General features: G+C 38.5%; 8 protein-coding genes and 1 other annotated feature. Of the genes, 2 read left to right on the top strand and 6 right to left on the bottom strand.

The genetic code is table 11. From position 1 onward, the window contains the following. Nucleotides 1-22: 22 nt before the first annotated feature. The 4 genes from HUS61_RS21700 to HUS61_RS15625 form a co-directional block, all read right to left on the bottom strand. Nucleotides 23-496, bottom strand: coding sequence for a GGDEF domain-containing protein (locus tag HUS61_RS21700; protein ID WP_062565911.1), 474 nt, complete (start codon nucleotides 494-496; stop codon nucleotides 23-25). Then, on the bottom strand, nucleotides 480-914 hold the full coding sequence (locus tag HUS61_RS21695) for a hypothetical protein (protein ID WP_258536030.1): 435 nt from the start codon (nucleotides 912-914) through the stop codon (nucleotides 480-482). Before HUS61_RS21695 ends, HUS61_RS21700 begins: the two co-directional genes overlap by 17 nt. A 207-nt stretch (nucleotides 915-1,121) precedes the next feature. Next, nucleotides 1,122-1,802 carry a mechanosensitive ion channel family protein gene (locus HUS61_RS15630; protein ID WP_235576289.1) on the bottom strand — a complete coding sequence of 227 codons (681 nt, stop codon included), beginning with the start codon at nucleotides 1,800-1,802 and terminating at the stop codon, nucleotides 1,122-1,124. A 211-nt stretch (nucleotides 1,803-2,013) separates the two neighbouring features. Continuing rightward, nucleotides 2,014-2,985, bottom strand: coding sequence for a calcium/sodium antiporter (locus HUS61_RS15625; RefSeq protein ID WP_175083070.1), 972 nt, complete (start codon nucleotides 2,983-2,985; stop codon nucleotides 2,014-2,016). 388 nt (nucleotides 2,986-3,373) lie between these two features. On the opposite strand from HUS61_RS15625, the gene HUS61_RS15620 reads away from it, so the two are divergent. Continuing rightward, on the top strand, nucleotides 3,374-4,078 hold the full coding sequence (locus HUS61_RS15620; protein ID WP_130052460.1) for a hypothetical protein: 705 nt from the start codon (nucleotides 3,374-3,376) through the stop codon (nucleotides 4,076-4,078). 423 nt (nucleotides 4,079-4,501) lie between these two features. After that, a complete protein-coding gene (locus HUS61_RS15615; protein WP_175083069.1) occupies nucleotides 4,502-10,306 on the top strand; it encodes a DUF4011 domain-containing protein in 5,805 nt (1,934 codons plus the stop codon). Between the two features lie 194 nt (nucleotides 10,307-10,500). Here HUS61_RS15615 and HUS61_RS15610 read toward each other — a convergent pair. After that, nucleotides 10,501-11,675, bottom strand: a protein-coding gene (locus HUS61_RS15610; RefSeq protein WP_244269400.1) for an IS3 family transposase whose coding sequence is annotated in 2 segments (ribosomal slippage) — nucleotides 10,501-11,441 and nucleotides 11,441-11,675 — 1,176 coding nt in all. Because the reading frame shifts where the segments join, the coding sequence is not laid out codon by codon here. After that, nucleotides 11,326-11,442, bottom strand: a sequence feature (AL1L pseudoknot). (Overlaps the previous gene by 117 nt.) A 92-nt stretch (nucleotides 11,676-11,767) precedes the next feature. Then, the gene (locus tag HUS61_RS15605) at nucleotides 11,768-11,944 is read right to left on the bottom strand and encodes a hypothetical protein (protein ID WP_175083068.1); all 177 of its coding nucleotides are present in this window, start codon (nucleotides 11,942-11,944) and stop codon (nucleotides 11,768-11,770) included. Nucleotides 11,945-12,228 lie beyond the last annotated feature (284 nt).

Genomic DNA, 12,228 nt, shown 5'->3' with positions numbered 1-12,228 from the left:
GACCACAAAATTAATCCAAGTTTCATTCATTATATTCAACTCGATTTCTGCCATTTTTCTTTGCACGATATAGAGCTAAATCAGCACGTTCAATTACTGTTAGCGTATTATCATCACTGTGATTAATCGTCACTCCACAGCTGACTGACAATCTTTTTTCGTGAAAATAAATACCATTTATATCTGTAATAATGGTCGTTGCAACCTCTTTTGTTTCATCTAAGGTTGCCCCTTCAATGATGATTACAAACTCTTCGCCACCCCAACGAGCACATAACGCTTTACTTGGAGATACTGACTTTAATTTATTTGAAACAATGACAAGCGCTTTATCGCCTTCCAAGTGACCATAGGTATCGTTTATTTCTTTAAAATAATCAATGTCTAGTAGTATGAAACCAAAATTCGAGCTTTTTAGTAAACTTGAAAGCGTTCTATCTAGTTTTTCTCGATTAAACAATCCAGTGAGTTTATCGGTTTCAGCGAGTTTTTTCATAGAAACGAAATAAGACAATGTGAGCAATGGCAACTTCAATAATATTAAAAACAGAGCCAAGGCCAATTTTAAGAGGTTCCGGATTCTGTGAGTGTTCATAAACTATAAAAGCACACACTGCAAAAGCAAACGCACTAAGTAAACTTCCCCAATTTCGACCTACTAAATAAAATGAAAATGGAGGAATTAATGTTGCCCAAAATAATGAATAGGCCGCGCCGTTAATTGAGATAATAAATGTCAGTATTAAACTGTTAATCAATAACACCACAGCCCATGAAACCGCTTTAATTTTTGAGCTTTTAATGAACCAAACATATAGTAAAATAGACAAAGTTAGCCCAACCGCATCAAGCAAAGCGAGTTCATAGCTGTTGAATTTAAAGATATTGATAACAGTCAGTACAAAGAAGTACACAGTACATATCAATAAAGAATGGGCGATCAAACGGCTTCGCCAAAATAGCTCAGGACTATTGTGGTGTGCTGGAATGTTTTTATACCAATATTTGAGCATAGTAAATTCTGTTTTTAAATTATTACACGCGAGCTATGCTCTCAAGCAAAGGCCCAGTCCTGTCACTCTATCATAGAAAAACGTGCTAGGACTGAGCGAGGTTTTTCATTATTTTTTATCGCCGTTTATTATGTGCAAATCACGTTGAGGGAACGGAATAGTAATCCCTTTGCTCTCCACTTTATCTTTAATTTTACGCTGTGTTTGCCAATATATATCCCAGTAATGTGGTGTAGCGACCCAAGCACGAAGCTGCAAGTTTACAGAGCTATCTGCTAATGTGTGGACTAAATACTGAGGGGCTGGCTCAATCAAAATTCGAGATTCTTCACTAACAAGCTCCCTTAATGCCGCAAGTCCATCTTCAATTGAATCACCATAAGAAATACCCACAGTTATATCCATGCGACGCTTTTCGTTTCTCGTAAAGTTTTTTATCGCATTTGCCCAAACCGTGCTATTTGGGATTGATACAAAAACACCATCGGCGGTTTCAAGGACAGTGGTAAATAGACCTAAATCTTTTACACTCCCTGTATAGCTTGACACTTCAACAAACTCTGCCTTTTTTAGAGGCTTTAAGAAAAGTAGCATGACCCCCGCAGCCACATTACTGAGCGTATCTTTTAGGGCTAGACCAATCGCTAAGCCTGCGGCACCGACGAGTGCGACAAGACTGGCCGTATTGACTCCAAATAAATCTAAAATAATCACAATTGCAATTAAATAAACCACATAGCCTGATAGCGTGGTAAGCAGCTTAGTAATGATTTCATCATGCTTGCTCAATCGGTAAACACCTTTATGTACAGCTCGTTTAAGTAGCTTTGAGCAAATACTAGCTCCTATTAAAATGAAAATAGTAAGCAATGTATTCTTGGCTATCGCTATGATTTGTAATTGGTGCTCAGAAAAAAAGTTTATGATGGTTTCCATCGGTGATTTCCCTTTAAATATAAATAATATACGCGTTTGTTTCTAAATGATTTGATAACGAAAGCTAGTTAATGATGCTGTTAACTAAGTAACCATTGTAAGCAATGTAAGAAGTAAGCAAGACACCACCTTCCCAACGGTTTACCCTGCCTTGTCGGCCAAAACCGTAAGCCATAACCAACAACATGACGGAAAGTACAAGCATCACACTCCAATCTCGGTAAAGTACGTCTGTAGAAATGTGAGGGATAGGCTCAATAATACCAGCGATACCAATTACAGCTAAGATGTTAAACATATTCGACCCCACAACATTGCCAATTGCGATGTCATGCTCTCCCTTTTTAGCGGCAATAATAGAAGCTGCAAGCTCTGGCAAAGATGTCCCTAATGCAACGATAGTTAAGCCGATAATAAGGTCACTGACACCGAGCGCAGTTGCAATTTCAACCGCTCCCCAAACAAGTATGCGAGAGCTAATAATGAGTAATGTTAAGCCCACGATGAGCCAGAAAATTGCTTTTCCTAAGGACATGGCGTGACTTTTAAGCTCAGTATCAAATTCTGTTTTAAGGGTATCACTCGGTGATTTCATACCTGAGTACACAGACCATGCTAAGAACAAGACTAATCCGCCCAGCAACAGACTTGCATCAATCACTGATAAAGCGCCGTCATACAGCAAATACCCCAAAAAAAGTACGACAACTAATAGTAAGGGAAGCTCATTTTTAACAATTTTAGACTGAACAGTGATAGGGGCAATGATGGCTGTTACACCAAGAATTAAGCTAATATTTACAATGTTGGACCCAAGTGCATTACCTAACGCTAAGTCAGGGTTTCCATCACTTGCAGCCATTGCTGATACAACCATTTCCGGAGCCGAAGTCCCAAAACCAACAATAACCATACCAATTAAAATTGAAGGCAAGCCAGCATGACCAGCTGTAGATGCCGCTCCTTCAACAAAGCGGTCTGCACTCCATACGAGTAAGATAAACCCCGCAATAATAGCTGTCATAGCTAAAACCATGACTGAGCCCCCTCTATAGCAATACCTGAAAGGCGTATGGCAGGTCTATTTACAAAATGAAGTGAGCTTTGGCAGTGACGTAGTTTCATTATTTACCCTTAGGGCAGACTGGAATAATAAGGCAATAAACCACCTCTGCCCGAAATGACCCATTGCCTTAAGTCTTGTCAAAACCTGATACGGTTCGAAACTGCCACGAGCGATGTTGCTCGGAGACTGTTGACAGTTTCCTTGCTAAATGCAAGAGACTACTCCCCTAAGTTTTTAAAGAATAATCTATCCCTAATAATAATACAATTAGCTTGGCTGCCTTTTTTAAAAAACGATGAATGTAAAGAATCATCAGAATAGGCCGATATAAATTACATCACTAAATCAGGGACGTATTATGAAGGTTAATTCTGGAAGTTTACCGCAACCACTTAATATTCAAAATGTGACTTTAGAGTCACCTATAAATGGCAAGGCTCTTTTAGAAACTGAGCTTAAAAAATTGGCGGATGACGTATATCATGAAAGCGCGCCTCCAGAGCTAAACCAAACGTATACCAAACCGCTGACGATGACATCGAGCCAGATAGACATAACTAAAACAGTTGATGACTATATGCATGAGCTAGCTGTTGCTACTGGTGAATTATATTTGCCGGGAGGTAGTGTGCCTAAGGCGGTAGAAAAAATGCTGTCTCCCTATGACTCACTTCTTTCAGATATAAATCGGCAGAACCCTTCATTGGCCTATAAAAATTGGGGAATCGCTATAAACCAATCTGGTGCTTTAGAAGCGACAGGCACAATTACAGGTTTTGAAAAAGAATTCTTAGAAGAAAAACTAAATGATTCAAAGGAACTAGTAAGCACTATATCTGATTTTAAATCTAATTTTTTAAAATATATTGTGCCTGAAAACCGAGGTTATGGAAGGTATGATGTTACGGCTGATAATTTTCTAGGTGTTTTCGATTTTAGAGAAATGCTTGAAAGTTCAAGGAGCAATGACGACTTCAAAAAGACATGGGAATACGAAACTAATTGGTTAAAATTGAATGATAATATCTTGTCACAGTTAAAAAGAAACGCCACAAGTTATTAGGCTTAGTGCCCATATTGTGCTGAAATGAATTCACAGCGTTCCTTACTAAATACTACCATGTAGTGGCATACTTTTATGCCTTAATTTAGTCATGACTCTTCAAATATTTTAACGCGTTTATGTCCAAAAATGAGCTAGAACGACCGTCTGTTTTAGCTCAAAGTGGACCTTTATAGCTCGTATTTTGAATAGTTTTGAGGCAGAAACTTCTATATTAAGGTTATACCTTGTTCTGGAAGGGTCGTTGTATTGGCCACTTCTTTGCACAACAATTTTAAGCCACTCAACTGTGTAGGTTAACCAAAAACTTTTTGACATAGATTAAATGTGTGCCGCCCGTTTCTTGACCAATCCTAATGTTCTAGTTACATTGGTTAAAACTACTACTGCTACTTAAGCAAGAACAAAGGGTTACAATCTCTCATGGAAGAAGTTAATAAGCAAAACCAAGGCAATATTGAATTAGAAGTTGATGTGATTTCTACTTTTTCACTAGCTGCACAGCAAAATTCATATTCAGTTTTGCGTAATATCCAAATCATTGTACCGGAATGTTACGACAAACCAGTCCATCGTAATTTAAAGTTAAGATTGAATGCTATTGAAGGTTGGTTAGACTCCTCTGAGTGGCTTATTGATGAAGTGATTTCTGGACAGTCAGTTAAATTACCAGTCAAAGAACTTAAATTTCCTTTTGAAACACTTTTTGGCCTGACCGAAGAAGTTCTTCTAGGGCTTAAATTTGAGCTACTGGATGATGAAAACCTTCTCCTGTGTAGTAGTGAGCATAAAGTGAGTATTCTCCCCGCCAATTTTTGGGGTGGAGAGAGTCGTCAGCCAGATTTACTAGCGGCTTTTGTAAAGCCAAATGGTTTATACGTAGAGTCTTTAGTTAGAAAAGTCGCTTTACTTTTAGAAAGTAGTGGCCATGGACGCTCAGTAGATGGATATCAGTCGAACACTAGAGAAAAGCCATATTTGATGCTTGCTGCGCTTTGGAATGTCATTTTTCAAGAAAAGTTAGCATATGTCAGCCCTCCTCAAGGCTTCGCAAAAACAGGCCAACGAATTCGTCTAGCAGCGGATATCAGCCAATCTAAAATGGCCGCTTGTTTAGATTCTTCTGTCTTATTTGCAAGTTGTATAGAAGCTATGGGTCTAAATCCTGTGGTGGCTATCACTAGTGGGCATGCTTTTGCTGGTGCTTGGTTAATTGATGAGAAGTTGCCAATTCTTTGTAATGATGATCCACAGGATATAAGAAAGCGCGTGGATAACCGAGATTTAGTCTTGTTTGAAACAACGCTCGTAACAAATGCTTCCCCTGTTACATTTGAACAAGCAAAAGATCATGCCAGAAATTTACTTGCCGAGGATAAAGAAGAAGAGTTTGTAATGGTTTTAGATATTGGCCAAGCACGAGCTCAGTCAATTAAACCGTTATCAACTATAGAAGAGGCTAAAGCTGAAACTGAATCAGTAGATGAAACAGTTGAACTTACTTTACCTGAAGTTCCTCCTTTACCTCCCGTTCGTGCTGAAGAGCGTGTTGTCGAAGAAAGCCCTGAAACACGCATTGACTCATGGTGCCGAAAGCTTCTTGATTTAACTAAGAGAAATAAACTTTTAAATTTCAATGATAAGTCGGTATGTATAAAGTTATATTGTCCTGATATAGCTAATATGGAAGATATGTTGGCGGATGGGACAAAGTTTAAATTCTTATCAACTCAAGAAAGTCCATATTTTGATTCAGAACGAGACAGTGAGTTATTTCGTTTCCAAACCGGCTCGGAAATACATAAAGAGTACGCTCTTAATCAGTTAAATAATAAAATTTTATTAGCTAATCAGCCTCCTAAAAAGGTAGAAAAAAATGCTATCGAGCTGTTTCGGAAAGCAAAAAATGATTTAGAAGAAAGTGGTTCAAATACACTTTTCTTAGCACTGGGTTTCCTTAAGTGGAAAGAGAACCCAGAGGATACCCGAAGCTTTAAAGCCCCATTAATTCTTATTCCAGTTAACCTCACTCGAAAAAGTGCTCGAGCTCCCATTTATGTTGAGCAATTACAAGGTGAGGAAGCAATCTTTAATCTTACTTTGATCGAGTTTTTGCTATCTGAACACGATATCAACTTAAATGTATTTAAAGATGAGCTGCCTGAAGATGAAAGTGGGATAGATGTTCCATTTATTTGGAGTCAGGTAAGGCAGGCTGTCAGTGAGCAAAAGGGATTTGAGGTAGTTGAGGAATTAGTTTTATCTTCATTTTCATTTGCAAAATATTTGATGTGGAAAGATTTAAGAGACAGATTGGATGACTTAAAAGAAAATCGATTTGTTCAGCACTTAGTAGAAAGTCCAAAAGATGCTTATATTCAATCTGCTGAGTTTGTTGAACAACATCAAGTTGATGAGGCTATAGACCCTGCTGAAGTGTTTACGCCTCTTAATTGTGATAGTTCGCAATTAGTTGCTGTTGATGCTTCAGCAAAAGAGCAAGATTTTGTACTTGAAGGACCTCCGGGGACAGGTAAATCCGAAACAATAGCTAACATTATCGCTCATAATATTGGTAAGGGGCGGAAGGTTTTATTTGTAGCTGAAAAAATGGCTGCATTGAATGTAGTATACAAGCGATTGCAAAAAGTAGGTTTGGACCATCTATGTTTAGAGCTTCACAGTAATAAAGCGAACAAAAAGGTCGTTTTAGAGCAATTAGCTCAGGCTTGGCAATCAAGAGAGGGATTAAATCCTAATGCGTGGTCTATGCATGTTTCTGAGCTAAAGGATAAAAAAGATAAGTTAAATGATTATGTGAGAGAGCTACATAAAAAATCACAGTCAGGAGTATCCGTTCGAGACGCAATATCAAGGCTTGCTCTTCATAAGGGGAAAGTCAAACTTAACTTAAATTGGCCATTAGATTTAAGTGCAGATAAAACCTTAAAAAGTGACTTGAACACACTAAATGAAATCGTTTTGCAGCTTAAAATTGCCTTTGAAGATATTCAAGAACTCGACTTTACTAGCTTCTCTTATATAAATGCTACTGCATGGTCAAATGTTTGGCAAAGCCAGCTAATAAATAAAGTTGAAGCTTGGTTTATTGAATTTGAAAGTATTACAGATAAATTCCAATCGGCTCTTTCTACCCTAGGCATCGATGCACCTGAGCTGAACAACAAGAATTTCTTGGCCTTGAATTCATTTTATGAATTAAAAGAACTTGTGAAGTACCGTGATATAACTTTTGTCTTAAAATCAGGCTTTAACGAGCGATTTGAGCTTATAGAGAACTTAGCTCTCAAAAAAGAAAAGTTAGATGAGCTTATTAGCAAGCTAGGTAGCAATATTGAAGTTAGTCAGCTATTGAAAGCTCCAATAAGCAGGTGGTACTCAGAATATGAAGCTGCAAATAGTAGTTGGCTTAAATCTCTATTTGCTAAGTGGAAAGTTAATAAACAAGCAAATGAGTTTGGGTTTAAGAAGTTTAGTGATCTTTCTATTTTAGCTGAGCTATTAGAAGCAAAGCAGCTTGCCAATGATATTTCTGAAACTAATGGTGAACTTGAAGCGTTAGGTATTTGGAAAGGTTGGTTAACAACTTCGAAAGACTTAATAGCTACCGTGGAGTTCGGAAGAAAAGTAAAAGCTAAGTTAAATAGCGCTCTTTCGTTATGTAATGACCCAACAGAAGCTTTAATAGTAATTAAAAAGCAATTTGTTGACGGCAGAGATTTTATTGAAAACTCTCAACTAGAGGCTAAATTAGATGATTTCGCCTCTAGTTATAAAGAATTTGAACAGGCGCACAATAACTTACTCGATTTCAATGTTACAGATACTTCAGGTTCAAATTTAACTGAATTAAGTCAAGCCTTAAGTGTAATAAAAAACAATCAAGCGAAACTTAAAAGCTGGTGTGAATGGGTTAGCGCCAAAGATCAAGCTAATAGCGTAGGTTTAGACTCTGTTGAGCAGGCATTAAGCCAAGGTGTTATTTCATCTTTTGAATTACTAGAGCAATTTGAATTAGCTTATTTTTCTTGGCTTGCACCTCTTTTGATTGATGACAGTGAAATTTTAAGAGAATTTAAGGCTTCAACACATGAAGCTACTATTGAAGCATTCCGTAAATTAGATGAAAAAGTAGCTGAAGTAACAAGTGATTACATTATTGCTCTGGCTTCAAGTCGAGTGCCAACTAGTGAAATCAAAGATGCTAAAAACGACCGTCACTTCGGAGTTTTGTCGAAAGAGATCCAGAAAAAAACTCGTCATATCCCAATTAGAGCTTTGATTAAAGAGCTTGGTGAGTCATTGCTGGAGCTTACTCCATGTATGATGATGTCACCGTTATCTGTTGCTCAATTTCTGCCATCAGACTTTAGAGGATTTGACCTAGTTGTGTTTGATGAAGCATCTCAAATGACAACATGGGATTCTGTCGGCTCAATTGCAAGAGGGCGCAATGTAATTATTGTTGGTGATCCTAAACAAATGCCTCCAACCAACTTCTTCGCGGCCGGTACTTCCGATGCCCCAGATGAAGAAGATCTTGAATCTATTTTAGATCAAGCTTTAGCTGCTCGATTACCGTTAAAAAGGTTGATGGGTCACTACCGAAGCAAACATGAGACTCTAATTGCATTCTCAAACAGCAAGTACTACGAAAACTCATTAGTAACTTACCCATCATCAGAGACAAAAGAGTCAGCTGTTTCTTTACATCGGGTTAATGGCCTTTATGCAAAGGGCAAGGGTCGGAACAATATCAAAGAAGCACAGGCTGTTGTAAACGAAATCACTAAGCGATTGCTCAACAAGCAGCAACAGAAATTGTCAATTGGTGTCGTTACTTTAAACACAGAGCAGCAACGCACTATTGAAGACTTACTCGATGATGCTAGAAGGAATAACCCAAAAATTGAAAAGTATTTTCATGAAGCAGAAACTAGAGAGCCTGTTTTTGTTAAAAACTTAGAGTCAGTTCAAGGTGATGAGCGAGATATCATAATGCTTAGTTTAGGTTATGGTCCTACTGAGCCAGAAGCGAAAACGATGAGTATGAACTTCGGCCCATTAAACAAACAAGGTGGTGAGCGCAGACTTAATGTTGCCATTACGAGAGCAACGACTGAAGTCGTCATTTTCAGTAGTTTTGATTCTTCAATGATTGATTTGAGCCGTACCTCTTCAACTGCTATCGAACATTTAAAACATTATTTAGAGTTTGCTGAAAGAGGGCCTATTTCACTTGCGGAAAGTACGTCGGCTCGTTACGGAGTGGATCAGTTTGATAGTGATTTTGAACAAGCCGTTGCAAACGAATTACGCAACATGGGTTGGAAGGTCCAAACACAGGTTGGTGTCAGTAAGTTCAGAGTTGATTTAGGGATTCTTCATCCAGATAAACCCGGATGCTACATTGCTGGTGTCGAATGCGACGGTGCTACATATCACGGCTCACCAGCAGCTAGAGATAGAGATCGCGTAAGACAAATAATCCTTGAAAGTTTAGGTTGGAATATCGTTAGGCTCTGGTCTACGGATTATTTTGTAGATTCAGAAACCGCACTTAAAAAGTTAGATTTAAAGTTAAATGAAATACTTGCTACTGAGAGAGAAAAGGATAGTTTGTTAGAAGCAGAAGCAGAAGCAGAAGCAGAAGTTCTAAAAACGGCTGCTAATACCAATTGCAAAACATCTTCAGCTCAACATGAAACATCTCTTGTAGCAAATACTCAACAGCTTACCAGTAATGTGCTTGATGCAAGCAACTACTTTAAAGAAGAGTATAAGCCACGGTTAACCGAAATTGCTCAAGAAACATTGAAAGAAAGACCCGGTATCACATTACATACTTTGGCATTGGAGATTGCTAACTTACACGGCTTAACACGTACGAGTAAAAAGCAAGTTGATTACATTTATGAGCTTTTAAAGCCATGGGCAGGAATTAAAGAGAATTCGGGTTTCTCGCCAACAGTTTGGTTATCGCCAGAAGATACTTGCGAGTTAATACATTGGCGTGGTGTGAACGCGTTTGGATACGAGAGAAACTGGAAAGAGCTTGCTTTTGAGGAAGCTCTAGGATTAGCAACTTTTGCTAAAAGTAATAATAGCTCAAACCCTGTAGAAGAGATGTGCTCTGAACTGGGCTTAAAAAGAAAGCATGAAACTACTATTAAGCAATTTGAGCAGTGGCTTTCGCTTGTCGAATAAGTTTTACTGTTTTTCAGTGGTATTGTGGTTAGTTAACTTGACCACCCAGTAAGATAAATGAAAAGTTTGTTAAGGATCAAGCAAGTGGAATATGGGCTTAAATAAAGCTTATTTTACAATACCGCTTATATAAAAAAGAATACGGATGTTACTCATGAATCGCCCCGAGTTCATCGGAGACTAGTTTGTTTAAGTCAGGCCACCTTACCTGACTCGTTTAAATTATCATAGTAGTCTGTTTCATATTGAGCTGGTGAAATATACCCAATTGAAGATAATAGGCGTTGATTATTAAACCAATTAACCCACTCTAACGTTGCGTATTCAACAGCATCAACATTCTTCCACGGGCCATTTCTGCGAATAATCTCTGTTTTAAATAATCCATTTATTGTTTCAGCCAATGCATTGTCATAAGAGTCACCCACACTCCCTACAGACGCTTGAATTCCAGCCTCAGCAAGTCGCTCAGTGTATCGTATAGACAAATATTGGCTGCCTCTGTCGCTGTGGTGAATTAACCCCCCGGGGTTGCCACGATGCCAAATAGCTTGCTCTAACGCATCAAGAATAAGTTCTGTGTGCATTGTCGTTGATATACGCCAACCTACAATGTATCGTGAAAAAACATCTATCATGAAAGCGACATAAACAAACCCATTCCATGTGGCAACATAGGTGATGTCAGCGACCCAAAGTTGATTTGGCTGCTCAGCAGTAAATTGACGATTAACTAAATCCAGTGGCTTATCTTGTTGCTCGTCAGGTATCGTTGTCTTATGTGCTTTACCCCGTCGAACACCTTGAATTCCCATAACTCGCATCAATCGCTCGACTGTAAAGCGGGCGACTTGATGGTCGTCAAGCTGTAGCGGCTTCCATACTTTTCTTGCACCATAAACTGACATATTACCCTCCCACACTTCGCGAATGAGTATCATCAGCTCAGCATCACGCTTTTTGCGGTTAGACAGTCGCTCAGGCTCTCTTTGTATCTGTTTATGAGAATAATACGTTGATGGTGCAATCGGCAATTCCTTGCAAATTGACTCGACACCGTAATGCTCTCTGCAAGCATCAATAAAATCCACTATTACTTCTGTTTGCGGTCGAGCTCCGCTTGGGCGAAAAAAGCGGCAGCTTGCCTCAGGATATCATTCGTTCGCTTGAGCGCTTTATTCTCGCGCTCTAAGGCGGCAAGTCTTTCTTCAGTTGATTGCGTATTAGAAGAGGGTTTAGACGGTTGAGCTTGAGATTTCTTGACCCATGCTCTAAGTGTTTCTGGGGTACATCCCAGTTTATCTGAAATCGATACTAGCGCAGCCCAAAGAGAAGGGTATTCATGCTGTTGTGTGGTAACAAGCCTAATTGCACGTTCACGAAATTATAATGTATATCGATTTGATTTTTTCATAGTTCCAGTTTCTCAAGTTATTGAGTCTCTGGCAAACTCGGGGCGATTCACCTTTGAGAAACAGTGTTTGCTAACTTGTAATCTTCGATTAATTGAGTAAGCATAACAAGCTCTTCTCCTTTAGGAGTGTTAGGTTCAGCAACGTCCCAAAGCTCATCTACACGCTTGAGTGCTTTTTTTAAGTTTTGTTTTGAGTTGATTGATTTTATCGATGTGATAGCCATGTTAAGTTTGTGATTTGGTTGGCGTCGGGGGTACTTCTTTGTTTTCTCTGCATTGAATTGAAATCAAGTTACCACTCTAAGTGTTTTGTTCTAATTCAAATTGGAGTTTTCATGGAATTGTGTATGTTATTTACGTGTTAACCGATTACGTTATTTTAACCTTATATGTGTAAGTTACATTTCTTTGAAGATTTCTATAGTTAGTTATAAGGGTTGTTTTTGGATAATTACGATAAAATTCTAGTTAGCTCCAATTTAATCCGGCGCCATGCATCAATGAAGGT

The organism is Pseudoalteromonas sp. 0802 (assembly GCF_013350085.1).
In the GTDB taxonomy this organism is placed as follows: Bacteria; Pseudomonadota; Gammaproteobacteria; order Enterobacterales; family Alteromonadaceae; genus Pseudoalteromonas.
Note: the sequence above shows the minus strand (reverse complement) of the source record. Positions and strands in the feature narration are given on the sequence as shown.